Source organism: Pandoraea anhela, from assembly GCF_902459655.1.
Taxonomy (GTDB): domain Bacteria; phylum Pseudomonadota; class Gammaproteobacteria; order Burkholderiales; family Burkholderiaceae; genus Pandoraea; species Pandoraea anhela.
In genome coordinates, this window is the sequence record NZ_CABPSB010000007.1 from 12,654 (window position 1) to 36,856 (window position 24,203).

Here is a 24,203-nt window from a genome sequence, read left to right on the forward strand (position 1 = left end):
GCGTCCAATGCGTGGGCTACCGGTGTATTTTCTGGAATCCCATTAGCACTTCACATACCAAAAGTCCGACATTCAAATAAGAAAATTCTTATTCGAAAAAGCGGACCCGATGAAACGAATCAGGCGACGCGCTATCCACCAACGCGATCATCAACGACTGAATAAGCGCCACAGATGCGAGGCACGAAACAAAACGGGGAGCCATCTGGCTCCCCGTGCGTCGGGCGAATCCCGACGTTGTGCTTTGCGCGGTCCGGCCGCGCTTCGGCGCGGTTACTGCGCTAACAACCACCGCACGTAACGCGACACTCCCTCGCCGACCGTGTAGAACGGCTGCTGATAGCCGCCGGCCTGCCGCAGATGCGCAACGCTCGCCTGCGTGAAGCATTGATACTTGCCGCGCAGGGCGTCCGGGAACGGGATGTACTCGACGAGTCCCTGCTTGACCATCTCGTCGAGCGAAAGCGGCGCTTCGCCGGCTTCCTCGCGCAACGTGTTGATCACGGCGATCGCAATGTCGTTGAACGGCTGCGCACGCCCCGTACCGAGGTTGAAGATGCCGCTGCGCTCCGGATGATCGAAGAAGTGCAGATTCACCTTCACGACGTCTTCGACCGACACGAAGTCACGGCTTTGCGTACCGGCCGCATAACCGTTGTACTCACCGAAGAGCTTCACACGGCCGTTAGCACGGAATTCGTTGAAGTTGTGAAACGCCACCGACGCCATACGCCCCTTATGCGCTTCGCGAGGGCCATACACGTTGAAGTATCGGAAGCCCGCGACCTGACTCGGCAGCTTGCCGCCGGCATCGCGCATGGCGCGACGCACGATCTGGTCGAACAGGAACTTCGAATAACCGTAGACGTTCAGCGGCTTCTCGTATTCGCGCGTCTCCACGAACGTCTCCGATGCCCCGTAAGTCGCCGCAGACGACGCATACAGGAACGGCACGGTCTGCGTCTGACAGGCGTCGAACAACGCCCGCGTGTAGCGGAAGTTGTTCTCCATCATGTAACGGCCATCCGTCTCCATCGTGTCGGAGCAGGCGCCTTCGTGGAAGATCGCCCGCACCCGACCGAATTCCCGACGCTGGAAACGCGCCACGAAGTCGGCCTTGTCGAGGTAGTCGCTGATCTCGCAATCGACCAGATTACGGAATTTGTCGGCGCGCGTGAGATTGTCGACCGCTACGATGTCGGTCTCTCCGCGCTCATTGAGGGCTTTGACGAGGTTGGCGCCGATGAAGCCCGCGGCGCCCGTCACGATGATGGTCATGTCAGCTCGGAAAAGAGTTCGGTGTAGTCAACGGTCGCCGTACCCAGCTTGCCGACGACGATGCTGCCCGCGCGATTGGCGAGCACGACCGCCTGCGGCAACGGCAGACCGGCGGAAAGCGATGCGGCCAGCGTGGCGATCACAGTGTCGCCCGCCCCCGACACGTCATACACTTCGCGCGCCTGCGCCGGCACGTGCAGCGCACCGCTTTCGGTGAAGAGCGTCATGCCCTCTTCCGAGCGCGTGAGCAGCAGCGCTTCCAGGTCGAGCGATTCACGCAGATTCTGCGCCCGCGCCGTCAGATCGTCTTCCGAGCGCCACACACCCACGACCTGCTGCAACTCGGAACGGTTCGGCGTCAGGATCGTGGCGCCGCGATAGCGCTCGTAATCGCTGCCCTTGGGGTCGACTAGCACGGCCTTGCCCGCAGTACGCGCAGCCTCGATCATCGGCTGCACATGCGTCAGGCCGCCCTTGGCATAGTCCGAGAGCAGCACGACATCGTAGTTGGAGAGCAACTGACGATACTGATCGAGCACCGCCAGCAACACCTCGCGCGCCGGCTGATTCTCGAAGTCGATACGCAGCAGTTGCTGTTGACGCGACACGATGCGCAGCTTGATGGTGGTCGCGAGATCGGCGTCGCGCGTCACGAACGCGGTCACGCCGCTGGCATCGAGCATGTCGACCACTCGCTCGGCAGGTTCGTCCTCACCGAGCACGCAAAGCAGACCGGCCTGCGCGCCGAGCGAGGTGGCGTTGAGCGCCACGTTGGCCGCGCCGCCCAAACGCTCTTCATTGCGCTTGACGTGCACCACAGGCACCGGCGCTTCCGGCGAAATGCGGTTGACGTCGCCAAACCAGTAGCGGTCGAGCATCACGTCGCCGACGATCAGCACCCGGGCACGGCTGAACGCCTCGCGGGGTACGTTGGGCACGCCCGGCGCCTGAACCGTACGTGTGAGCGAAGTTGCCGTCAAAGTCATCCGTCGTTCCTCGAAATTCAGGCGGACTCGCCCAGACCCCGGCCAATGCCGTGGTACTCGATACCCAGCTCTTGCATGGCTTCCGGATCGTACAGATTACGGCCGTCGAAGATCAGCGGCAGCGTCAACGCCTGCTTCACCTTGGCAAAGTCCGGGCTGCGGAATGCCTTCCATTCCGTGACGATGATCAGGGCGTCGGCACCGACCAGCGTGTCGTTCTGCGTCGCACAGAACTCGATGCGGCTGCGGGCCTGTGCGTCGTCGGCAAAGTCCAGCGCGATCACACGACGCGCTTCCTCGAGGGCCACCGGGTCGTAGGCACGCACACGTGCGCCGCGACGCACCAGTTCCGCGATCACACGGCGGCTCGGTGCCTCGCGCATGTCGTCCGTGTTCGGCTTGAACGCCAGCCCCCACAGCGAGAAGGTCTTGCCCTTCAGATCCTCGCCCAGACGCGCCACGACCTTGTCGATCAGCACCGTCTTCTGCGTTTCGTTGACGGCTTCCACCGCGTTCAGAATCCGCAGCGGCAGGCCGTAATCCTCGGCGGTGCGCACGAGCGCCTGCACGTCCTTGGGGAAGCACGAACCGCCGTAGCCGCAGCCGGCGTAAAGGAAGTGGTACCCGATTCGCGGATCCGAGCCGATGCCCTGGCGCACGTCCTCGATATCCACGCCCACGCGATCGGCCAGATTGGCCAGTTCGTTCATGAACGAAATCCGCGTCGCCAGCATGGCATTGGCGGCGTACTTCGTGAATTCCGCCGAGCGAACGTCCATGTAAAGCGTGCGCTCGTGATTGCGGTTGAACGGCGAATACAGGCGCTTCATCATCGCGCGCGCCTGCTGGCCGTCGGCGTCGTCGTCCACCCCGATCACGATGCGGTCAGGACGCATGAAATCGTCGACCGCCGCGCCTTCCTTCAAAAATTCGGGATTCGAGACGACCGAGAACTTCACATCTTCACCGCGTCTTGCCAGTTCTTCCGATACCGCGGCACGCACTTTGTCCGCCGTGCCGACCGGCACCGTCGACTTGTCGACGATCACCTTGAAGCTGTTGGCGTAACGGCCGATGTTACGCGCCGCAGCCACGACATATTGCAAGTCGGCCGAGCCGTCTTCATCGGGCGGCGTGCCGACCGCGATGAATTGCACATCGCCATGCGCCACGGAGGCTTCGACGTCCGTCGAGAATTGCAGACGGCCGGCTTCACGGTTGCGCGCGATGACCTCCTGGAGGCCCGGTTCGTGAATCGGCACGCCGCCGTTGTTCAGGATCTCGATCTTGCGCGGGTCGACGTCCAGACAGAACACGTCATTGCCGACGTCCGCGAGACAGGCGCCCGTAACAAGGCCGACGTAGCCGGAACCGATGATGGTGATCTTCATGATTTTGCGATGTTATGAAACTTATGATGCCGCCGGCACGTCGGCGCGGCGCGGCGTGTACGTCTCCCAGCCGTTACAGCCGGGGCACTGCCAATAGAAAAGTCGCGCGCGGAACCCGCATTGGTCGCAAACGTAACGTGGCAACGATTTGGTACGTTGCGTAATCAGCTTGCCCATGAGTTGCAGGTCCGACTGCGTGTCGCCGTGGGCGGTCGCCGCATGGGCTTCGAGCAGGCGCGCCATGCCGGGCGCACTCGGGGCACGATGCATCTGCTCGCGCATCAACGCGAGGGCGGCTTCCGGCCCATCGAGCGACAACGTCTTCTCGTATACGATTTCCAGCAGATCGTCCGACGGATTCTTGCGCAGTGCGTCGCGCAGCATCGTGAGCCCTTCCGGGGCACGGCCCAGCGCCTCGTAAGCCTTCATGACACGCTTCGCGGCCAGCCCGAGGTACATCGGGTTCTGCTCCTCGATCGTGCGCAGCACGCGCAGCGCGCCTTCGGCGTCGCCGGCGGCGAGCAGCATGTCGCCGCGTAGCAGCGGCGCACGCACGTTGGCCGGATTGACGGCGAGCGCGGCGTCCAGTTCACGTCCCACCGCTTCGGTATCTTTGCGTTGCAGCGCTTCCTGCGCCAGTTCGCAGTGGAACTGAGCGATCTCCTTGCGATAGGAGACGGCCGGGTCCAGATCGGTCAGCGTCTCGGCTTCTGCAAGCGCCTTGCGCCATTCCTTTTCGATCTGATAGATCGTGAGCTTTGCGTGCTGCGCGGCCTTCGCGTAGGCGCCGGTGTGCAAGCGGCTGAAGGCGTCTTCCGCACGGTCGAGCAGACCCGCCTTGAGAAAGTCGTGGCCCAGCTCATAGAGCGCATGCTCCTGATCCGCTTGCGGCAGATCGTCGCGCGAGAGCAGATTCTGATGCACGCGAATGGCGCGCTCGGTCTCGCCGCGACGACGGAACAGACTGCCAAGGGCGAAGTGCAGTTCGGTCGTTTCGGGATCGAGCTTGGCGACTTCGATGAAGGCGTCGATGGCCTTGTCCGGCTGTTCGTTCAGCAGGAAATTCAGACCGCGGAAGTAGGATGCCGGCAGATTGCGGCTTTCCGAGAGCAGGCTGCGCAAGTCCAGTCGCGCAGCCACCCAGCCGCAGCCGAAGATCACGGGGATGGCCAGTAGCCACCAGACCTCGAATTCCATGAATGCGTGTTGTCGTTGAAACAGTCGATGAGGATGGCGAGAGTCGTGCGCCGCGCCGCCTTAGACCGGCGGCAGCATCGGCGGCTGATCGCTCGCCTCGGGATCACGCTGGGCACGGACCAGATCGCGTCGCGTACGACGCAGTTCAAGACGCTGGCGCATCAGGCTCGGCAGCGTGGCGAGCACGCCGATGACGCCACCGACCACAAAAAACGCCAGCCCGATCATGATGAGCGGCGCCGTCCACGTATGCCCCAGGAACAGGTTCAACGTGACCTCGCCGGTATTGGCCAGCGCGAGACACAGCAACACCACGAATACAATCAGACGAACGATCCAAACAATCAGCTTCATGCCGAAAGGCTCCTGCGGCAGGATTGCCGTATGTTTTGCAACTTGGGCCGCCCGCATGAGGCATGAAAGCCATCAACGCACCGGGCCGCCACGTGGGCGTATTGTACCGGATGTGCTCTGCGAGGCGTCGTTCCTGCAAAGGGCTTCACATTTCCGGCGATTGTCCGCACCGGCGATCTCTCGTTGATCGCCAGAGACAAAAAAAGCGCCCGAAGGCGCTTTTCTTGCGTAGTAGATCCCAAAGGGCCTTATTGGTCCGACGCCTTGTGATCAACCCGCTCTCGCAACTCCTTGCCGGGCTTGAAGTGCGGCACGAATTTCTCCGGCACCATCACTTTCTCGCCCGACTTCGGGTTGCGGCCGACGCGCGGAGGCCGACGGTTGAGCCCGAAACTGCCGAAACCGCGGATCTCGATTCGATGACCGCGCGCAAGCGCGTCAGCCATCGCGTCGAGAATCGTCTTCACCGCGAAATCGGCATCCTTGAGCACCAACTGGGGAAACCGCGCCGCCAACTGGTTGACCAATTCAGACTTGGTCATAGGCCTTGGACCTTACTGATTCTGGCTGTCCAGCTTGGCCTTGAGCAGGGCACCGAGGTTCGTGGTGCCGCTCGCTGCCGAGCTATCCGACGACATCTTGCTCATCGCTTCCTGTTGTTCGGCCGAATCCTTAGCCTTGATCGACAGGTTGATGTTGCGCGACTTGCGATCGATGTTGACGATCATGGCGTTGACGGCTTCGCCTTCCTTCAGCACGTTACGGGCATCTTCCACACGGTCGTGCGAGATTTCCGAAGCGCGGAGGTAGCCTTCCACGTCATCGCCCAGCGACACGACGGCGCCCTTCGGGTCGACGGCCTTGATGGTGCCGTCAACGATCGAGCCCTTGTCGTGAATCGCCACGAAGGTGTTGAACGGATCGCCTTCGAGCTGCTTGATACCCAGCGAAATGCGTTCCTTCTCGACGTCGATGCCCAGAACCACGGCTTCGACTTCGTCGCCCTTCTTGTACTTGCGAACGGCTTCTTCGCCGGCTTCGCTCCACGACAGGTCCGAGAGGTGGACCAGGCCGTCGATGCCGCCAGGCAGACCGATGAACACGCCGAAGTCGGTGATCGACTTGATTGCGCCCTTGATCTTGTCGCCCTTCTTGAAGTTGCGCGAGAAGTCATCCCACGGATTCGGCTTGCATTGCTTCATGCCGAGGCTGATACGACGACGGTCTTCGTCGATCTCGAGCACCATGACTTCGACTTCGTCGCCCAGCTGGACAACCTTGGTCGGGGCAACGTTCTTGTTGGTCCAGTCCATTTCCGACACGTGGACCAGGCCTTCGATGCCCGATTCCACTTCGACGAATGCGCCGTAGTCGGTAATGTTGGTGACCTTGCCGAACAGGCGGGTGCCTTGCGGGTAACGGCGAGCAATGCCTTCCCACGGATCTTCGCCGAGTTGCTTGACGCCCAGCGAGACGCGACCCTTTTCCTGATCGAACTTGAGGATCTTGGCGGTGACTTCCTGGCCAACCGACAGGACTTCGCTCGGGTGACGCACGCGACGCCATGCGATGTCGGTGATGTGCAGCAGACCGTCGATGCCGCCGAGGTCGACGAACGCACCGTAGTCGGTGATGTTCTTGACCACGCCCTTGACGATCGCGCCTTCCTTGAGCGTTTCGAGCAGCTTGGCGCGCTCTTCGCCCTGGGTGGCTTCGATCACGGCGCGGCGCGACAGCACAACGTTGTTGCGCTTGCGGTCGAGCTTGATGACCTTGAATTCGAGGGTCTTGCCTTCGTACGGGGTCGTGTCCTTGACCGGACGCGTATCAACCAGCGAACCCGGCAGGAATGCACGGATGCCGTTGACCATCACGGTCAGACCGCCCTTGACCTTGCCGGTGATCGTACCGGTCACGAGGTCGCCCGATTCGAGGGCCTTTTCCAGTTGCAGCCACGAGGCCAGACGCTTGGCCTTGTCGCGCGACAGCACGGTGTCGCCGTAGCCGTTTTCCAGGGCGTCGATCGCCACGGAAACGAAATCGCCGGCCTGAACTTCGACCTCGCCCTGATCGTTCAGGAATTCTTCGATGGGGATGTACGCTTCGGACTTGAGGCCGGCGTTGACGACCACGAAGTTGTGGTCAACCCGAACGACTTCAGCGCTGATGACTTCACCAGCACGCATGTCTTGACGGGAGAGCGACTCTTCGAAAAGCGCCGCGAAAGATTCGTTGGTCGAGGTTTGCAGGTCGGACATAAAAGTGGATTACGCCGCTGACGTCCGTCACCCGAGGGGGGCTGACGATAACGCACAACGGTTGGGTTAAAGGTTAAACAAAGCCATGCCGGGTGACTGCATGAAACACCCGGTCAGGCGCCTTGCGGGTACTGCACTTGCGCGAACCATTCGAGCACCTGAGCCACCGCCTGATCGACGTTGAGCCCCGATGTGTCGAGTACCCGCGCACCCTCTGCTGGCCGCAGCGGCGCTTCGGCACGGGTACGATCCCGCGCATCACGCGCCTCAAGATCCAGCATGAGACTGTCTATGTTAGCAGAAAATCCTTTTTCTATCAATTGCTTATACCGCCTCTCAGCACGCGCCTGTGGCGTGGCGGTCAAAAACACTTTCAAATCGGCTTCCGGGAAGATCACCGTCCCCATGTCGCGACCGTCCGCCACCAGCCCCGGCGCGGTCTTGAAGCCCCGCTGGAGCGCCATGAGCGCTTGCCGCACCGCCTTGTGCACCGCAATGCTGGATGCCCGGTTGCCGATCGCCTCGGCCCGGATCGCATCGGTCACATCCTCGCCCGCCAGCCAGATACGCTGATCGCGGAAACGCACATCGAGGGTTTCCGCAAGCACGGCCAGCGCGCCGACATCGTCCGGATCGATCCCATGGCGAGCGCTCGCCAGCGCGGTCAGCCGGTAAAGCGCCCCGCTGTCGAGGTAATGAAACCCCAGTTCGTCGGCCACACGGTGCGCCACCGTACCTTTACCGGATGCCGTCGGTCCATCCACCGTAATGACCGGAATCGAGTCGTCCACCACCGTCAAATCAGGCATTCCTTCGTCTCTGTCTATCGAACACATTGAAAAATAAAACTTCCCATCTAAATAATAATGATTATCATTTAGATATAGGCGCTATTTGCGTCGCCGGAAGGTGTGACTGCCATGCAAAGCCGCGATTATCCCTTAGCCGCCCCCGAATGGGTGCCGCCGCCCGATCCGCAAAACGGGACGCCGCGCCGTGCGCAGCGCTGGATGGGGTTTGCCGGGGCGGGAACGCTCATCGCCGTCGGCTATATGGATCCGGGCAACTGGGCCACGGCGATCGCGGGAGGCGCCCGCTATGGCTACACGCTGCTGAGCGTGGTGCTGCTCTCGAGCGTCATGGCGTTGTTGTTGCAATGGTTGGCGGCACGCGTCGGTCTGGTGACCGGGCGCGATCTCGCGCAACTCTCACGTGACCAGTATAGCCGCCGCACTTCCCTGGCGTTATGGGGGCTTTGCGAGATCGCCATCATCGCCTGCGATCTGGCCGAAATCATCGGCAGCGCCGTCGCCCTGCAATTGCTGTTCGGCCTGTCGCTGCCGGTCGGTGTCGTGCTCGCCGGCGCGCTTGCCTTTGCCATGCTGGGCCTTCAAGGTTTTGGACAGCGCCGCCTGGAAGGCGCCGTCGCGGCCCTGATCCTGCTCACTGCCGGCTGCTTCGCAGCCCAACTGGCACTGGCCAATCCCGACTGGGGCGCGGCCATCTCCGGGCTGCGGCCGCGCAGCGAAATCGTCTCTCAGGCGGGCATGCTCTGGCTGGCGGTCGGTATTCTCGGCGCCACGGTAATGCCGCATAACCTGTACCTTCACTCCGCCTTGCTTCGCATGCGTGGCGAGGCGATGCCAGAACGCACGCCGTCCACGATGCATCAGGCGCTGCGGACAACCCAGTGGGACACCACGCTCTCGCTCGGCTTCGCCTTCCTCATCAACGCGGCGCTGCTGATCCTCGCTGCGGCCGTGTTTCACGCCAGTGGCAATACCACCGTGGAATCGCTTGGCGATGCGCACAAGTTGCTCACACCGCTACTCGGCAGTCAATGGGCGGGCGTCATGTTCGCGGCCGCCCTGCTCGCCTGCGGCCTGAACTCCACCGTGACAGCCACGCTCGCCGGTCAGGTCACGATGGAAGGCTTTCTGAATATGCGTATGAAGCCATGGCAGCGCGCGCTCATCACCCGCGGGCTGGCATTGGTTCCGGCATTGCTGATCGTCGGCCACGGCGGCGACGCGCAGACCACTAACCTGCTGATTTTCAGTCAGGTAGTGCTCAGTCTCCAATTACCGTTTGCCGTCATTCCCCTCGTGCGGTTTGCTGGCGATGCAACGCTGATGGGCCAATGGCGCGTTCGCGGCGCGTTGCTCACGACGGCATGGCTCATCGCCGCCGCCATCGTCCTGCTCAATGGCGTATTGCTCTGGCAAACGATGACGGGACAGGCGTGAGGATCGCCTGAGGATACCTTGCAGGCGCTTGCCGGCCCGATGCAGCCCCGTGCGAGATCGGCACAGGACTGCATCGGGCCCTGCCGATATCGCGCAAATTACGAGGCGACGCGCGAGAACTCGGCGAAGTAAGTCGGAAACGTCTTGGCAACGCACTTCGGATCATTGATCGTCACGGGCACACCGCCGAGACTCACCAGCGAGAAGCACATCGCCATACGGTGATCGTCATAGGTGTCGATCGCCGCGTTAGGCGTCAGCGCGGCCGGCGGCGTCACGCGCAGATAGTCCGCCCCCTCCTCCACTGTCGCCCCGACCTTGCGCAACTCGATAGCCATCGCCGCCAATCGGTCCGTTTCCTTCACACGCCAGCTCGCAATATTGCGTAGCGTCGTAGTCCCGTCGGCAAACAGCGCCGCCACGGCAATCGTCATCGCCGCATCCGGAATGTGATTGAAGTCCATATCCAGCGCGCGCAGCTTGCCGGTGGGCGTATCGATGCCATGGACTTCGATGGCGTCTTCGTGCAGCGTCACGCGGGCTCCCATTGCAGCGAGGGCGTCGACGAAACGCACATCGCCCTGAATGCTGTCACGCCCCACCCCTTCGACGCGCAAAGGACCTCCCCCGATCGCACCCGCCGCAAGGAAATACGATGCCGACGAGGCATCGCCTTCCACACGAATCTCGCCCGGGCTACGGTACTTGGCGCCCGCAGAGTCGGCGGCAGGCAGCGTGAATCGCGACCAGCCGTCCTGACGCACGTCGATGCCGAATCGGCGCAGCAGTCGCAGCGTGATGTCGATATACGGCTTGGAAATCAGCTCGCCGTCAACCTCGACAACGATTTCCCCCGTCTCTGACGGCAACAGCGGCAACGTGAGCAGCAAAGCCGTCAGGAACTGACTCGAGACATCACCACGAACGCGAATCGGCGTGGCAGGCGCCTTCACATCAGAGGGCTTGATATGCAGCGGCGGATATCCCGCGTTACCGAGATACTCGATCTGCGCGCCAAGCTGGCGCAGACCGTCGACCAGATCCCCGATCGGACGCTCGTGCATGCGCGCCACCCCCGACACCTCGTAGTCGCCGTGGCTCAGCGACAACGCTGCCGTCAGCGGACGAATCGCCGTACCCGCATTCCCCATGAACAGCTTCGCCGCTTTCACGGGAAACACGCCGCCACAGCCTTCGACGATAAAGTCACGCGAGTCGCCGACCTGCGTGCATTTGACGCCAAGCGCCGCGAGCGCGTCGAGCATGACCTGCGTGTCGTCCGACGCCAGCAGTTCGCGCACGCGAGTCGTGCCGCGTGAGAGCGCAGCGAGCAACAACACACGGTTCGAGATGCTTTTCGAGCCGGGCAGTCGAAGCGTGCCTTCGGCGTGGCCGTACGGGCCGAGATCGAGCGTTTCCATTACTTTTCCTGTTGCTTGGCCCAGTCCGTTCGCGCCTGGCTGGTGCGGGCGAACACGGCCTCGAGACCGGCGCCGTCGCCGGCATCGATCAATTCACGTAGCGAGCCGAGCGTGGCGAGATAGCCATCGAGTTCGGCCAGCAATGCATCGCGATTTGCCACGCAGATGTCGCGCCACATTTCCGGATTCGACGCGGCGATGCGCGTGAAATCGCGAAAGCCGCCGCCGGCGAACCCGAACTTCTGCGCAGCATCGGGAGCGTCGAGAATCTGTGCGATCAGCGCATACGACAGCACGTGGGGCAGATGACTGACCGATGCAAACACGCGGTCATGTTGCGTCTCCGTCATTTCGGAAACACGCGCGCCTGTCGCTTCCCACATCGCACGCACGCGAGCAACGTCTTCGCTTCGATTGCCCGCTTGAGGGCAGAGCACGACGCGGCGGTCACGATAGAGATCGACCTTCGCCGCATCCACGCCCGACAACTCTGCACCGGCAATGGGATGCCCCGGCACGAAACGCCATGCGTCGTCGCCCAGCGCCGAGCGCGCTGCGGCGACCGCGTCCGTCTTCGTGCTGCCCGCATCGGTCACGATGGTGTGACCTTCCAGATAAGGGCGAATGGCCGCGAGCAACGCAGGGGTTTGCGCGACCGGTGCGGCCAGCAGGACGATGTCGGCGCCGGCGACGGCATCCGCCATCGAGGTCGCCGCCCGGTCGATCACGCCGAGTTCGCATGCGCGCGCGAGCGACGACTCGGTGCGCCCCACGCCCACGATTTCTTTCACGGCACCGGCCGCTTTGAGCGCACGCGCGAGCGAGCCGCCGATCAGACCGACGCCGCAGATAACGAGCTTATTCAGACTCATGGTGTCTTGCTCCCCGGCGTCATGCGGAACGCGGGTACGAGCCGAGCACCTTGCAGTAGGCCGCGTTCTGCCGAAGCGCTTCGAGCGCCTTGGCGACGTTCGGATCGTCGCGATGCCCTTCGAAGTCGACGTAGAAGTAATACTCCCACGCCCCGCTCTTGGCCGGACGCGACTCGAAGCGTGTCATCGACACGCCGTTATTCGCCAACGGCTCGAGCAATGCGACGACCGCGCCGGCGCGGTTCGGCACCGAGAGAATCAGCGAGGTTTGATCGCGTCCGCTGGGTGCTGCATCCTGCGTTCCGATCACGACGAAACGCGTGCGATTGTGCGGGTCGTCCTGCACATGCGAAAACGCGATCTGCAAGCCGTATTGGGTGGCCGCCGACTCACCGGCAATCGCGGCGATGGTGGGGTCCGCAGCCGCCATGCGCGCCGCTTCGGCGTTGCTCGACACGGCCTGACGTTCAAGCTGCGGGAAGTGTGCCGTCAGCCAGTGCTGGCATTGGGCAAGCGACTGCGCGTGCGAACAGATACGCGTCACGCCATCGAGCGCCCCCGAACGGGACATCAGGTTATGGTGAATCGGCAACGCCACCTCACCGCCGATCGTCAGCGGGCTTTGCAGCAACAAATCGAGCGTGCGCGACACAACGCCTTCGGTCGAGTTTTCGACCGGCACCACGCCAAAGTCCGCGCTACCGGCCTCAACGGCACGGAACACTTCGTCCAGCGACGGGCATGGCAGGCCCTTCACGCTCTGACCGAAATAGTTCAGCGCCGCTTGCTCGCTGTAGGTACCCGCCGGGCCAAGATAGGCGACGGTCATCACCTTTTCCAGCGCACGACTGGCCGACATGATCTCGCGCCAGATGGACGCCAGATTGTCGCCGTACAACGGGCCGTCATTGGCTTGTTGCAGACGCGAAATCACCTGCAACTCGCGCTCGGGCCGAAACACCGGCGCACCAAAGCGCTTCTTGACCTCGCCCACTTCAAGGGCGATGGCGGCACGTTGATTGAGCAGCTTGAGCAGTTGCGCATCGATGGCATCGATTTTTTCGCGCAAGGGGCGCAGCGATGCGTTCAGATCGTCTTCCATGGAGCGTATTGTCTTCTTGCTATGTGACATGGTCAGGCACCTCGCGGCGTAACATCGTCAAGACATCGCGCCGGCCGTGCGCCCTCGTCAGCCGTGGCTGCGCTCGAATTCGCGCAGATAGTCGACCAGCGCCTCGACGCCGGCAAGCGGCATTGCGTTGTAGATCGAGGCGCGCATGCCTCCCACGGACTTGTGGCCCTTGAGTTGCAGCAGGCCGCGCTCTCGAGCACCAGCCAGGAATGTTTCGTTCAATGCGTCGTCGTGCAGGAAGAACGGCACGTTCATGCGCGAGCGGCAATCCGGCGCGACTGACGTGCGGTAAAAATCGCTGCCGTCGAGGAAACCGTACAACAGCTCCGCCTTCGCCTTGTTCACGGCGTCCATGGCGGCAAGACCGCCCTGGCGTTTAAGCCATTGGAACACGAGTCCCGCGATGTAGATTGCGTATGTCGGCGGTGTGTTGTACATCGAATCGTTATCTGCGACCGTCTTCCAGTCGAACGCGCTCGGCGTGAACGGCAACGCACGGCCGAGCAGGTCGTCGCGCACGATCACCACCGTCAGTCCCGACGGCCCGATGTTCTTCTGGGCACCGCCGTACATCACGCCGAACTTCGACACGTCCATCGGGCGCGAAAGAATGTGCGAGGAAACATCGGCGACCAGCGGCACGTCCGGCAACCCGGCGGCGGCGAGATCCGGCGTCCAGAAATACTCGACGCCGTGAATCGTTTCATTCGTGCAAATGTGAACGTAAGCCGGATCCTTCGAGAGCTTCCACTCGTCGATCTGCGGCAACCGCGTGAAATTCTCCGCTTCGGTACTCGCTGCGATATTGACGTCGCAATACTTGCGCGCTTCCTTTTGCGACTTCACCGACCACGAGCCGGTCACGACGTAATCGGCCGTACGGCGTTCGTTGGCACGGGCGCCACCGAGCAGGTTCATCGGAATGATCGCGTTCTCTGCGAGCGCACCGCCCTGCATGAAGAGAATCCGGTAGTTGTCCGGCACGGCAAGCAGTTCGCGCAGATCGGCTTGCGCCTGCGCCAGGATGCTCATGAACTCGCGGCCGCGATGGCTCATCTCCATCACGCCCATGCCGGCACCATGCCAGTCCAGCATTTCCTCAGCCGCCTGACGGAGTACCTCCTCGGGCAACGCCGCCGGACCGGCGGAAAAATTGAAAGCGCGCGTCATAGTGGTTTTGCAGCAGTAAAAGTGAAACGCAAGCCGGCGGATATTGACCCGTGCGGCTTGCGTTTCACGTCTTGCGAGGACTCGCGATGTGCCGGGATTCCCGGCCGAGCGGCGGCGGCAAAGACCAACTATACCGCCAGTTAGCCTTTAAGTGCGGGCGCAGGCCGTAATTCCGGCGCGCGATGATCATTTTACGGAAAATTCCGAGCAGAACCTGCCGGCAAACCTCTCGAATGCAAAATGGCCGTTTGCGATCTCTCGCAAACGGCCATGATCGGCGAATCCCCGAGGGGCCGGCCGGATTACTTCTTGGCCGGCGCCTTCGGTGCCGACTTGGCGGCCGCAGCGATTTCGGCGTCAGCTTGCTTGCTGGTCGCGTCGATCGATTGCGGCATGTACTTCTGCATCAGACCGCCAACCACTTCCTGGCCGACCTGATCCTGCACCTTGATGTACTTCTGGCCGACCGCGCTCTTGTAGAACGTCGTCAGACCCTTGATTTCGTCGGTCGTGTAGAACTTGCCGTACGCATTGTATTGCGCCTGGACGGCGTCGTTCTTGAAACCGTCGGTCGTGAAGACCTTGCCGGCGCCGTCGACCAGCTTCTGCACCGAATTCTGTTGCAGGGTCGGAACGATCGCCTGCTTCTGGGCATCGGTCAACGTCTTGTTTTCGACCAGTTGGCGCTCGAGCACTTGCGGAGCCAGTTGCTTGGCTTGCCCTTGTGCGCCCTCACCGATAGCGGCCACGAGCTTGTTCGCGTCGATGGCGTCCAGCAGTTCCTTGATGGCTGCCTTCTTGTCCGCGTCAAGCGGAGCGCTCTGCTGAGCCATTGCCATTGCCGGTGCTGCGAGCAGCAGCCACATCCACTTCTTGACGTTGCGTTGCATAGTAATAGTCACTCCAAAGTTCGTCGGTTTGCACCGACGATAAATAGATGCATCCTCGCCTGGGCACTTCACTGCATCGGGCCAGATTCTACTGACTTTTCGGGGCAATGCACCCCTAGATTACATCGAGTTACGCCGGTATTACTCGGTGACATCCGTTTCCGGCGTCTCATCGTCGCCCTGCGCGTCGCCGTTCTCGGCGACTTCCGCATCGGACTCAACGATGCGTTGCAGCCCCGAGAGCGTCGTGCCTTCGTCCAGGCTGATCAGCGTCACCCCCTGCGTTGCGCGCCCCATTTCGCGAATCTCCGAGACTCGCGTACGGATCAGCACCCCGCCTGTCGTGATCAGCATGATCTCGTCATCCGGCTCGACCAGCGTCGCGGCGACCACACGGCCGTTGCGCTCGCTCGTCTGGATCGCAATCATACCCTTAGTGCCACGGCCGTGGCGGGTATATTCCGTGATCGACGTGCGTTTGCCGTAGCCGTTTTCGGTCGCCGTCAGCACCGACTGCTGCTCGTTCTCCGCGACCAGTAACGCGATGACCGTCTGGCCGTCTTCGAGCTGCATGCCGCGAACGCCACGAGCCTCGCGACCCATCGGGCGCACGTCGTTCTCGTCGAAGCGCACAGCCTTGCCGGCGTCGGAGAACAACATGACGTCGTGAGCACCGTCGGTAATGGCCGCACCGATCAACACGTCGCCGTCATCGAGATTCACGGCGATGATGCCCTTCTTGAGCGGACGGCTGAAGGCCGCCAGCGGCGTCTTCTTGACCGTGCCCAAGCTCGTTGCCATGAACACGAAACGATCTTCGGTGTACTCCTTGACCGGCAGCACCACGTTGATCTTCTCGCCTTCCTGCAACGGGAACATATTGACGATCGGACGGCCACGAGAGTTCCGCGAACCTTGCGGCACCTCATACACCTTGATCCAGTAGACGCGGCCACGGTTCGAGAAACACAGGATCGTGTCGTGCGTGTTCGCAATGAACAGCGTATCGATCCAGTCGTCGTCCTTCGTGGCTGCCGCCTGCTTGCCGCGACCGCCACGCTTTTGCGCACGGTATTCCGACAGCGGCATCGACTTGATGTAACCCGAATGCGACAGCGTCACCACCATGTCCTGCGGCGTGATGAGGTCTTCGGTATCGAGTTCGGTGGCGTTGTGTTCGATGGTCGAGCGACGGGCGTCGCCGAACTCCGCGCGCACTGCGGTCAGTTCTTCGCTGATGATCGCCGTCACCCGCGGCGGGCTGGCCAGAATGTCGAGCAGGTCGGCGATCTGCGCCATCACTTCCTTGTACTCGGAGACGATCTTGTCCTGCTCGAGACCAGTCAGGCGTTGCAGGCGCATCTGCAGAATTTCCTGCGCCTGCGTCTCCGACAAACGGTACAGCCCGTCGGGCTGAACGCCGACCGCGGCATCGAGCCCGTCCGGACGATAGGCGGCCAGGCCCCCTTGCGTCTCGCTCTCGGCGCGCGCCAGCATCTCGCGCACGACCGACGAATCCCACGACTTTTCCATCAACGCGGCCTTCGCGATCGGCGGCGTCGGCGCCGCCTTGATGATCGCGATGAAGTCGTCGATGTTAGCGAGCGCTACCGCCAGACCTTCGAGCACGTGACCGCGCTCGCGGGCGCGGCGCAGTTCATAAATAGTGCGGCGAGTAATCACTTCGCGGCGATGGGCCAGGAAGTGCACCAGCATTTCGCGCAGGTTCAACAGCTTGGGCTGGCCGTCGACCAGCGCCACCATGTTCATGCCGAACGTGTCTTGCAACTGCGTGTGCTTATAGAGATTGTTGAGCACAACCTCCGGCACTTCGCCGCGCTTGAGTTCGATCACGACACGCATGCCGCTCTTGTCAGATTCGTCGCGAATGTCCGAAATACCTTCCAGACGCTTCTCATTGACGAGTTCCGCGATCCGTTCGAGCAGTGAGCGCTTGTTCACCTGATACGGCAGCTCGTCGACGATGATCGCCACACGCTGGCCGCGATCGATGTCTTCGAAGTGCGTCTTGGCGCGCATCACCACGCGGCCACGGCCGGTGCGATAGCCTTCACGCACGCCCGAGATGCCGTAGATGATGCCGGCGGTCGGGAAGTCGGGCGCCGGAATGATCTCGATCAGTTCATCGACGGTCGCTTCCGGATGCTTCAACACATGCAGACAGCCCTCGACGACTTCGTTGAGGTTGTGCGGCGGAATGTTGGTCGCCATACCGACCGCGATCCCGGACGAGCCGTTGAGCAACAGGTTCGGGATGCGCGCCGGCAGAATGAGCGGCTCTTTTTCGCTGCCGTCGTAGTTGGGACCGAAGTCGACGGTTTCCTTGTCGATATCGGCGAGCAGTTCGTGACCGATCTTGGCCATACGAACTTCGGTGTATCGCATGGCGGCGGCATTGTCGCCGTCGACCGAACCGAAGTTGCCCTGACCGTCGACGAGCATGTAGCGCAGCGAGAACGGCTGCGCCATACGAACGATGGTGTCGTATACAGAAGCGTCGCCGTGCGGATGGTACTTACCGATGACGTCACCGACGATACGTGCCGACTTCTTATAGGTACGGTTCCAGTCGTTGTTCAGCTCGTGCATGGCGAACAGCGCCCGGCGGTGAACCGGCTTCAGGCCGTCGCGCACATCCGGCAGAGCGCGGCCGACGATCACGCTCATGGCGTAATCGAGGTACGACCGCCGCATTTCTTCTTCGAGCGAAATCGGGAGAGTTTCTTTGGCGAACTGATCCATTATCCGTGTCTATCAAGCCCTAATCGCGATAGGCGGCTGCCGGCGATATGATCTTGCGATTCTAACATGCCCGTCATAGGCATCCGAAACGAGCGTGATGAGCACGTGATGCGACGCACAAGAGACGTTCGGCATGCCAAAACGCCAAACAAGGGAAAGAAATGAAACGGTTGGCGAGGGGCCTCAAAAGGTGTTGCGCTCAAACCACAACTGCGCCACGACGGGCGGCAAAGCTGGGGTTTTTCTCGCGACCGTCTGAGTCGCTATGGCAAAATGCCGTGGCATAAGTTAGACATTATTCGAAGTGCATGGGCCATGCTTTCGCGCACTTGCCGATGTTATACTTCGAGCGATGTAAGACTTTGGTTCTGTCGTCTAGGCTCGCAGTAAACCTGCGGTAATCTCATTTCGAGAGGAGAAATATGAATAAATTCGCTAAGCTCGCGATCGTTGCAGCTACCGCAGTGATGGCTGCTTCGGCTATGGCCCAAAACTACGTCCAGACCGCTCCGGGCCCGATCGCGGCCTCGAAGCAAGCCGTCAACGACAACTGGGTGAACGGCAGCGGCGAGTGGGCATGGAAGAACGGCACCGACGAACTGTGCTGGCGCGATGCCTACTGGACGCCGGCTACGGCTAATGCCAAGTGCGATGGCTCGATCATCCCGCAAGTGGCTCAAGCTCCGGCCCCGGCACCGACTCCGGTCGCTCCGGTCTCGCAAAAGGTCACGTACCAGGCTGACGCGCTGTTCGACTTCGACAAGGCCGTCCTGAAGCCGGCTGGCAAGCAGAAGCTGGACGACCTGGCTGGCAAGGTTCAGGCACTGAACCTCGAAGTCGTGGTTGCTACGGGTTACACCGACCGCATCGGTTCGGACAAGTACAACGACCGTCTGTCGCTGCGCCGTGCACAAGCTGTGAAGGCTTATCTGGTCAGCAAGGGCGTCGAAGCCAACCGCGTGTACACCGAAGGCAAGGGCAAGCGTAACCCGGTTACGACTGGTTGCAACCAGAAGAACCGTACGCAACTGATCAGCTGCCTGGCTCCGGATCGTCGCGTGGAAGTCGAAGTCGTCGGCACGAACAAGTAATACGGTTCGCCGACAACGAAAAAACCCCGCCGAGGCGGGGTTTTTTTTCGTCTGCCGTCGCAGGCATGGCAAGACGGGAAGCCTCAACCTGACCTCAGGCGATGTCAGGCCTCGCTGCCGAGCTGAGGATACTGACGCTTCACCATGAAAGACATCAGCGCCTTGACGGGGCGATCGCGCCACCACGAGCCGGTCTCCAGCGGCTTGAACATCATGCGTGTAGCCGCTTCCACCGGCATGTATTGCTTCATGACGTCACCCGACATGGCGAGGAAGGCGTCCCAACTCATCGTCTCGAACGGCGGCGGCGAGCGCCAGAACCGATTGAGCGGCTCGAAGGCAAACGCGATGTCCTCATCGCGCACGAGTTCGCTTCGGGCCACCATCGTGCGCAACCGACTGATCACACCGTGCTGCTCCACCGCGTTGTACCGGTCGAAGGTCTTGCGGAAGTAACGGTAGTGGCCGACCTCTTCGCTGCTCAGCTTGTGCATCATGGCTTTGAGTTCGTCGACCGGCATATACGATTCGAGGCAGCGATAAATCATGGCGGTCTGCGTCTCGGTGACGCACCGCGACAGCGCCTCGAGGGCGAGCGAAGGCCGCATGTACTGCACGTCGCAACGAGGTTTGTAGCGCGCCAGAAAAGCGTCGTACGCCTGTGTCCAGTCGAACTCCGGCCACACACGTGCGATATAGTCTTTGGCAAGCCGCCCGTGCTCGACCTCCTCGGGCAGCCAGGTATCCTGAAGCCACGTGCGCATCTCGTCGTCGTCGCCATACATCTGATTGAGCGTGGAAACGAACTCGGGGACACTGGTCTCGATGAACGACACCGTGGCAAGGGAATAGAAGATGAACGCGTTGCTACGAACAGACGACTCTGCTGCCATGACTCACTCTCCTATCGGCATAGGCGGTTGAACATGTACATGAAACGTCACGCAAAGGTCACAAAGGCATAGTATAGGAATTGGCCCAATGTCGCAGTGCGGCAACCTATCGATGACGAGTGCCTCGCCTGCGTCATGCCTCAGGCCATTGACGTGATGGCTTGTCTCTCAGGCGACCCGCTCGCATATCTTCCGACGCCAACCGCTAGCCACCCGGAACACGAAAACGACATGACGCAACGTTACTGGCTGATGAAGTCCGAACCCGACGAGGCAAGCATCGACGACCTCGCCAATGCCAAACAACACACCCTCCCCTGGACCGGTGTGCGCAACTATCAGGCGCGCAACTTCATGCGTGACGATATGGGGGTGGGCGACGGGGTACTCTTCTACCATTCGAGCTGTGCCGTACCGGGTATCGCAGGCCTCGCTACCGTGGCCTCCACAGCGTATCCGGATCCCACGCAGTTCGACCCAAAAAGCCCATACTTCGATCCCAAATCCAAGCCCGAGTCGCCTCGCTGGTTACTCGTAGACGTCAAACTCGATCGCAAGACACGGCTCGTGCCACTCACGGAAATGCGTCAGACGCCTGAACTCGATGGCATGTTGGTCCTCGCGCGCGGCAACCGTCTCTCGATCACCCCCGTGTCGCCCGAGCATTGGAAATTCATCAGCAAGCACTTACTTAGAGTCTGAGATTTACAGGAAGGATCCCAAAAGGGAACAAAATTGTTGCGATAGCGTCTGTATAACGTTGCTGACACACGCATAGCGCGTACTTACTTGCCACGCGTGTGTCGTCGACCGGTCAAACGTTCGCCGTCAAGATGCGAACTTACATTCGAAAAAGGACATAACTATGCGCAAGTCTCTCGCTGCCGCTCTTCTTATCGCCACTGCCGCCAATGCCGCCTATGCCCAATCGGGGGACGAATCGGCGCGTCAGGTGTCCGGCGTGCTGGGTCTCGAAGCGAGCGCCACGAAGGAAGTCGAACAGGACACAGTCCACATCACCATGTCGGCGCAGGAACAAGGTGCCGATGCCGCCACGGTGTCGCGCAACCTCACGCAAAGGGCGAACAAGGCGATGTCCGTCGCCAAGAGCCAGAGCGTGGTCGAAGTGCAGACCGGCAATGTGTCGCTCTACCCGACGACCAACCGCGACGGCAAGATCACCGCATGGCGTGGTCGCACGGAGTTGCAAATGACGTCGAAGGATTTCGGCGCGGCATCGCGTCTCGCGAGCCAGATCTCGGACCAGATGCAGATGGACGGCGTGTCGTTCTCGCTCTCGCGCGAAGCGCAGGAGAAGACGCAGGCCGAACTGACCAATCAGGCTATTCAGGCATTCCGCAATCAGGCGCAGAACAACGTGAAGGCGTTCGGCTATAGCGGCTACACGATCCGTCAGGTGCAAGTCGGTGCGAACGCGCCGATGATGCCGCGACCGTACGCCATGAAGGCGATGGCCATGAGAGAAAGCGCCGACGCGGCTCCGCCGATGCAACTCGAAGGCGGCAAGACGCAAGTGACCGTCACGGTCTCGGGCACCGTGCAAATGAAGTAAGTCGTGACGATGGTGTGAAAGCGCCATCGATCGCAGCAACGAAAATGCCGCCTCACGAACGTTGTCGAGGCGGCATTTTTTTATCGGACGCAGACCGGACCCACACCCCCATCGCACTCGGCGCGGCATGTTGTCGCATGATGCTACGCCCTCTCATGCCGCCCCTTCTCACGCATCACTCAACACATCGCTCAACACATCGCTCAACACATCGCTCAACACATCACTCAACACATCGCTCAGCGCAGCGTGAACGCACACCTGCCCCCCGGTCGCAAACGGCTTATCGGAAGCGATCGCGCAGCACGTTCTTCTGCACCTTGCCCATCGTATTGCGCGGCAACTCGCTCACGACATGCACGCGCTTCGGCACCTTGAAGTTGGCGATGCGCTGCTTGAGCGCATCGATCACCGCACGTTCATCAGGGGCCTGAGCCCCCTCTCGCGGGACGATGACAGCGACCACGGCTTCCCCGAAATCCGGATGCGGCACGCCGATCACCGCGGACTCGGCCACCCCCTCAATTTCGTCGATGAACCCCTCGATTTCCTTGGGGTAGACGTTGTAGCCGCCGGAGATGATGAGATCCTTCGAGCGTCCGACGATATGCAAGTACCCGTGCTCGTCGAACTTGCCGACGTCGCCTGTCTTGAAAAAACCGTCGTTCGTGAATTCTTCGGCGGTCTTCTCCGGCATGCGCCAGTATCCCGCAAAGACGTTAGGCCCCTTGACCTGGATGTGACCGATGTCGCCCTGCGCGCTCGGCAGGCCGTCTTCGCCGACCACGCGCACGCTCACCTCCGGCAACGGCACGCCGACCGTTCCGGCGCGACGCACCCTCTCCGCCTCGCCGCGATAAGGATTGGACACGAGCATCACCGTCTCGGACATGCCGTAGCGCTCCAGAATCGTGTGCCCCGTGCGCTCGCGAAAGGCGTCGAAAGTCTCGCGCAACAGCGGCGCCGATCCCGAGATGAACAACCGCATATGACGGCACACGTCGCGATTCAGTCCCGACTCCGCAAGCAACCGCACGTAGTACGTCGGCACGCCCATGAAGACCGTCGCGCGCGGCAACTGATGCAGGACGTCGCGCGCATCGAACTTCGACAGCCAGAGCATCTTGCTGCCCGAATAAAGCGCCGCATGGCTCGCAACGAATAACCCGTGCACGTGAAAGATCGGCAACGCATGCAACAACACGTCGCCCCCTTCCCTTTCCCCCCATCCCCAGAAGGCGTGCAGCACGCGCGTATTGCTCGCCAGATTGCCGTGCGAGAGCATTGCGCCCTTGCTACGACCGGTGGTGCCCGAGGTATAGAGGATGGCGGCGAGGTCGTCGGACGCGCGCGGCACCGTCTCGAAGGTATCGCCGAACCACGCCGCGCGCGCCAGCAGCGAACCGGTGCGATCGTCGCCCAGCGTGAAGACGTGCTTCGCGCCATTGGTGAAAGCGATTTTCGATACCCAGCCGAAGTTCGACGGACTGCATACCACGACGTCCGGCGCCGCATTCTCGACGAAGTAGGCGATCTCGGCCTCACGATAGGCCGTGTTGAGCGGCAGGTAGACGAAGCCGGCACGCAGCGTGGCGAGATAGAGCAGCAGGGCTTCCGGCGACTTCTCGACCTGCACGGCCACGCGTGCGCCCGGCGTCAGGTCGAGGCTCGCGAGCAGATTCGCCATGCGGGCACTGGCGCGCTCGAGATCGTCCCAGCTGTAATACAGCCCTTCGGGCGTCTCGATGGCGCACGCCGTTTTGTCGGCGGGAAAACGTTCGGCAAAGAGTCGGTAGAGGTTGGCGTCTTGCGTCATAAACAGAACCGGATTCGGAACAAAACATGCGTCGGTAAAAATTGTGTACGGACGAGGGCTTGCGGCTCATCGCCCCCGGAAATCGGGTGCGCGCTTGTCGAGAAAAGCGGCCACGCCCTCACGGTGGTCGTGGGAATTCCAGTACGAGAAGGCCATCTGCCACTCGGCCTCGGATAGCGGCGGCACCGCAGGCGCCAGCCGGGCGATCAGCCACTTGTTCAACTGCGCGGCGAGCGGCGCGCCAGCCGCGACGCGCCGGGCGCAAGTGTAGCCTGCTTCTTCCACCGCTTCGTCTTCGACGACGCGCGTGAGCAACCCCTTCTCCTTGGCCTCGGCCGCACCGAACACGCGGCCTTCGAGCAGGATTTCGAATGTGGTCGCGCGTCCGGCCAGCGCAAGCACGCCGCGCAACTCCCCCGGCGCCATCGGAAAGCCGAGCTTGTTGATGGGCACGCCGAATCGCGCACCTTGCGCCGCAACGCGCAAATCGCAATGCGCGGCAATCTCCAGCCCGCCGCCCACGCACACCCCTTCGATGAGCGCCACGCTCGGATGCCGGCAACGCGCCAGAGCGTCGAGCGTCGGGCCGATGATCTCGCCGTGATAGCGACGCAGCGCATCGTAGCTGCCCCGCTCCACCGGAAACTCCTCGATGTCCGCCCCAGCGGCGAAATTGCCCTGCGCGCCGCGAATGACGATGGCGCGCACGCGCGCGTCGTCGTCGAGCGTGTGCAAATGCGTGCGCAGCGCCAACCACATCGCCACCGAGATGGCATTGAGCTTGCCGGGGCTGGAGAGCGTGAGCGTCACCAATCCCTCGTCGAGCAAACTATCGTCGCGCAGAACGTCGCTCACGCGTGTCTCCTTAGGGT

General features: G+C 61.8%; 21 protein-coding genes. 4 read left to right on the plus strand and 17 right to left on the minus strand.

Annotated elements, in window-relative coordinates; all coding sequences use genetic code 11:
* Positions 1-273: 273 nt before the first annotated feature.
* From rfaD to cmk, 8 genes are all read right to left on the minus strand, one after another.
* Positions 274-1,278: an ADP-glyceromanno-heptose 6-epimerase gene (gene rfaD, locus PAN31108_RS11660; RefSeq protein WP_150669029.1), complete on the minus strand. Its 1,005-nt coding sequence runs from the start codon at positions 1,276-1,278 to the stop codon at positions 274-276.
* Positions 1,275-2,264, minus strand: a complete 990-nt coding sequence (rfaE1, locus tag PAN31108_RS11665; protein WP_150669030.1) for a D-glycero-beta-D-manno-heptose-7-phosphate kinase — start codon at positions 2,262-2,264, stop codon at positions 1,275-1,277. The genes rfaD and rfaE1 overlap by 4 nt, the downstream gene beginning before the upstream one ends.
* 17 nt (positions 2,265-2,281) lie before the next feature.
* Positions 2,282-3,655, minus strand: coding sequence for a UDP-glucose dehydrogenase family protein (locus PAN31108_RS11670; RefSeq protein WP_150669031.1), 1,374 nt, complete (start codon positions 3,653-3,655; stop codon positions 2,282-2,284).
* A 21-nt stretch (positions 3,656-3,676) separates the two neighbouring features.
* Positions 3,677-4,852, minus strand: a complete 1,176-nt coding sequence (gene lapB, locus PAN31108_RS11675; protein ID WP_150669032.1) for a lipopolysaccharide assembly protein LapB — start codon at positions 4,850-4,852, stop codon at positions 3,677-3,679.
* Between the two features lie 60 nt (positions 4,853-4,912).
* Positions 4,913-5,206: a LapA family protein gene (locus PAN31108_RS11680; protein ID WP_150669033.1), complete on the minus strand. Its 294-nt coding sequence runs from the start codon at positions 5,204-5,206 to the stop codon at positions 4,913-4,915.
* 248 nt (positions 5,207-5,454) lie between these two features.
* Entirely contained in the window at positions 5,455-5,748 is a 294-nt protein-coding gene (locus tag PAN31108_RS11685; RefSeq protein ID WP_017232087.1) for an integration host factor subunit beta, read from the minus strand.
* 12 nt (positions 5,749-5,760) lie between these two features.
* Positions 5,761-7,464, minus strand: a complete 1,704-nt coding sequence (gene rpsA, locus PAN31108_RS11690; protein WP_044454718.1) for a 30S ribosomal protein S1 — start codon at positions 7,462-7,464, stop codon at positions 5,761-5,763.
* A 113-nt stretch (positions 7,465-7,577) separates the two neighbouring features.
* On the minus strand, positions 7,578-8,273 hold the full coding sequence (gene cmk / locus PAN31108_RS11695) for a (d)CMP kinase (RefSeq protein WP_217426299.1): 696 nt from the start codon (positions 8,271-8,273) through the stop codon (positions 7,578-7,580).
* A gap of 111 nt (positions 8,274-8,384) precedes the next feature.
* Here cmk and PAN31108_RS11700 point away from each other — a divergent pair, with 111 nt between their 5' ends.
* A complete protein-coding gene (locus PAN31108_RS11700; protein ID WP_150669035.1) occupies positions 8,385-9,710 on the plus strand; it encodes an Nramp family divalent metal transporter in 1,326 nt (441 codons plus the stop codon).
* Between the two features lie 98 nt (positions 9,711-9,808).
* Here PAN31108_RS11700 and aroA read toward each other — a convergent pair whose 3' ends face one another.
* The 6 genes from aroA to gyrA form a co-directional block, all read right to left on the minus strand.
* Entirely contained in the window at positions 9,809-11,131 is a 1,323-nt protein-coding gene (gene aroA, locus PAN31108_RS11705; RefSeq protein WP_150669036.1) for a 3-phosphoshikimate 1-carboxyvinyltransferase, read from the minus strand.
* Positions 11,131-12,003, minus strand: coding sequence for a prephenate dehydrogenase (locus PAN31108_RS11710; RefSeq protein ID WP_150669037.1), 873 nt, complete (start codon positions 12,001-12,003; stop codon positions 11,131-11,133). The genes aroA and PAN31108_RS11710 overlap by 1 nt, the downstream gene beginning before the upstream one ends.
* Before the next feature lie 19 nt (positions 12,004-12,022).
* Positions 12,023-13,105, minus strand: a complete 1,083-nt coding sequence (gene pheA / locus PAN31108_RS11715) for a prephenate dehydratase (RefSeq protein WP_150669038.1) — start codon at positions 13,103-13,105, stop codon at positions 12,023-12,025.
* Between the two features lie 87 nt (positions 13,106-13,192).
* Positions 13,193-14,305, minus strand: a complete 1,113-nt coding sequence (gene serC, locus PAN31108_RS11720) for a 3-phosphoserine/phosphohydroxythreonine transaminase (protein WP_150669039.1) — start codon at positions 14,303-14,305, stop codon at positions 13,193-13,195.
* 302 nt (positions 14,306-14,607) lie between these two features.
* Entirely contained in the window at positions 14,608-15,195 is a 588-nt protein-coding gene (locus tag PAN31108_RS11725; RefSeq protein ID WP_150669040.1) for a DUF2059 domain-containing protein, read from the minus strand.
* Positions 15,196-15,336: 141 nt separating this feature from the next.
* On the minus strand, positions 15,337-17,958 hold the full coding sequence (gene gyrA, locus PAN31108_RS11730) for a DNA gyrase subunit A (RefSeq protein ID WP_150669041.1): 2,622 nt from the start codon (positions 17,956-17,958) through the stop codon (positions 15,337-15,339).
* 422 nt (positions 17,959-18,380) lie between these two features.
* Between gyrA and ompA the strand changes: the two genes are divergently transcribed.
* Positions 18,381-19,049, plus strand: a complete 669-nt coding sequence (gene ompA / locus PAN31108_RS11735; RefSeq protein ID WP_150669042.1) for an outer membrane protein OmpA — start codon at positions 18,381-18,383, stop codon at positions 19,047-19,049.
* Between the two features lie 104 nt (positions 19,050-19,153).
* On the opposite strand, the gene PAN31108_RS11740 is transcribed toward ompA, so the two are convergent.
* Positions 19,154-19,942 (minus strand): hypothetical protein, encoded by a 789-nt coding sequence (locus tag PAN31108_RS11740; protein ID WP_150669043.1) that lies wholly within the window; start codon positions 19,940-19,942, stop codon positions 19,154-19,156.
* Between the two features lie 231 nt (positions 19,943-20,173).
* Between PAN31108_RS11740 and PAN31108_RS11745 the strand changes: the two genes are divergently transcribed.
* Together PAN31108_RS11745 and PAN31108_RS11750 are read left to right on the plus strand one after the other, a co-directional pair.
* Entirely contained in the window at positions 20,174-20,644 is a 471-nt protein-coding gene (locus PAN31108_RS11745) for an EVE domain-containing protein (RefSeq protein ID WP_150669044.1), read from the plus strand.
* Between the two features lie 163 nt (positions 20,645-20,807).
* The gene (locus tag PAN31108_RS11750; RefSeq protein ID WP_150669045.1) at positions 20,808-21,515 is read left to right on the plus strand and encodes an SIMPL domain-containing protein; all 708 of its coding nucleotides are present in this window, start codon (positions 20,808-20,810) and stop codon (positions 21,513-21,515) included.
* A gap of 283 nt (positions 21,516-21,798) precedes the next feature.
* Here the strand turns inward: PAN31108_RS11750 and PAN31108_RS11755 are convergent, their stop codons facing one another.
* Together PAN31108_RS11755 and PAN31108_RS11760 are read right to left on the minus strand one after the other, a co-directional pair.
* Positions 21,799-23,331 carry a malonate--CoA ligase gene (locus PAN31108_RS11755; RefSeq protein WP_150669046.1) on the minus strand — a complete coding sequence of 511 codons (1,533 nt, stop codon included), beginning with the start codon at positions 23,329-23,331 and terminating at the stop codon, positions 21,799-21,801.
* A gap of 66 nt (positions 23,332-23,397) precedes the next feature.
* Positions 23,398-24,186, minus strand: a complete 789-nt coding sequence (locus PAN31108_RS11760) for an enoyl-CoA hydratase/isomerase family protein (protein WP_246183907.1) — start codon at positions 24,184-24,186, stop codon at positions 23,398-23,400.
* Positions 24,187-24,203 lie beyond the last annotated feature (17 nt).

Bases quoted from the DNA above. Each gene is read 5' to 3' on its own strand.
- rfaD (WP_150669029.1), bottom strand. From the start codon at position 1,278: ATGACCATCATCGTGACGGGCGCCGCGGGCTTCATCGGCGCCAACCTC.
- rfaE1 (WP_150669030.1), bottom strand. From the start codon at position 2,264: ATGACTTTGACGGCAACTTCGCTCACACGTACGGTTCAGGCGCCGGGC.
- PAN31108_RS11670 (WP_150669031.1), bottom strand. From the start codon at position 3,655: ATGAAGATCACCATCATCGGTTCCGGCTACGTCGGCCTTGTTACGGGC.
- lapB (WP_150669032.1), bottom strand. From the start codon at position 4,852: ATGGAATTCGAGGTCTGGTGGCTACTGGCCATCCCCGTGATCTTCGGC.
- PAN31108_RS11680 (WP_150669033.1), bottom strand. From the start codon at position 5,206: ATGAAGCTGATTGTTTGGATCGTTCGTCTGATTGTATTCGTGGTGTTG.
- PAN31108_RS11685 (WP_017232087.1), bottom strand. From the start codon at position 5,748: ATGACCAAGTCTGAATTGGTCAACCAGTTGGCGGCGCGGTTTCCCCAG.
- rpsA (WP_044454718.1), bottom strand. From the start codon at position 7,464: ATGTCCGACCTGCAAACCTCGACCAACGAATCTTTCGCGGCGCTTTTC.
- cmk (WP_217426299.1), bottom strand. From the start codon at position 8,273: ATGCCTGATTTGACGGTGGTGGACGACTCGATTCCGGTCATTACGGTG.
- PAN31108_RS11700 (WP_150669035.1), top strand. From the start codon at position 8,385: ATGCAAAGCCGCGATTATCCCTTAGCCGCCCCCGAATGGGTGCCGCCG.
- aroA (WP_150669036.1), bottom strand. From the start codon at position 11,131: ATGGAAACGCTCGATCTCGGCCCGTACGGCCACGCCGAAGGCACGCTT.
- PAN31108_RS11710 (WP_150669037.1), bottom strand. From the start codon at position 12,003: ATGAGTCTGAATAAGCTCGTTATCTGCGGCGTCGGTCTGATCGGCGGC.
- pheA (WP_150669038.1), bottom strand. From the start codon at position 13,105: ATGGAAGACGATCTGAACGCATCGCTGCGCCCCTTGCGCGAAAAAATC.
- serC (WP_150669039.1), bottom strand. From the start codon at position 14,305: ATGACGCGCGCTTTCAATTTTTCCGCCGGTCCGGCGGCGTTGCCCGAG.
- PAN31108_RS11725 (WP_150669040.1), bottom strand. From the start codon at position 15,195: ATGCAACGCAACGTCAAGAAGTGGATGTGGCTGCTGCTCGCAGCACCG.
- gyrA (WP_150669041.1), bottom strand. From the start codon at position 17,958: ATGGATCAGTTCGCCAAAGAAACTCTCCCGATTTCGCTCGAAGAAGAA.
- ompA (WP_150669042.1), top strand. From the start codon at position 18,381: ATGAATAAATTCGCTAAGCTCGCGATCGTTGCAGCTACCGCAGTGATG.
- PAN31108_RS11740 (WP_150669043.1), bottom strand. From the start codon at position 19,942: ATGGCAGCAGAGTCGTCTGTTCGTAGCAACGCGTTCATCTTCTATTCC.
- PAN31108_RS11745 (WP_150669044.1), top strand. From the start codon at position 20,174: ATGACGCAACGTTACTGGCTGATGAAGTCCGAACCCGACGAGGCAAGC.
- PAN31108_RS11750 (WP_150669045.1), top strand. From the start codon at position 20,808: ATGCGCAAGTCTCTCGCTGCCGCTCTTCTTATCGCCACTGCCGCCAAT.
- PAN31108_RS11755 (WP_150669046.1), bottom strand. From the start codon at position 23,331: ATGACGCAAGACGCCAACCTCTACCGACTCTTTGCCGAACGTTTTCCC.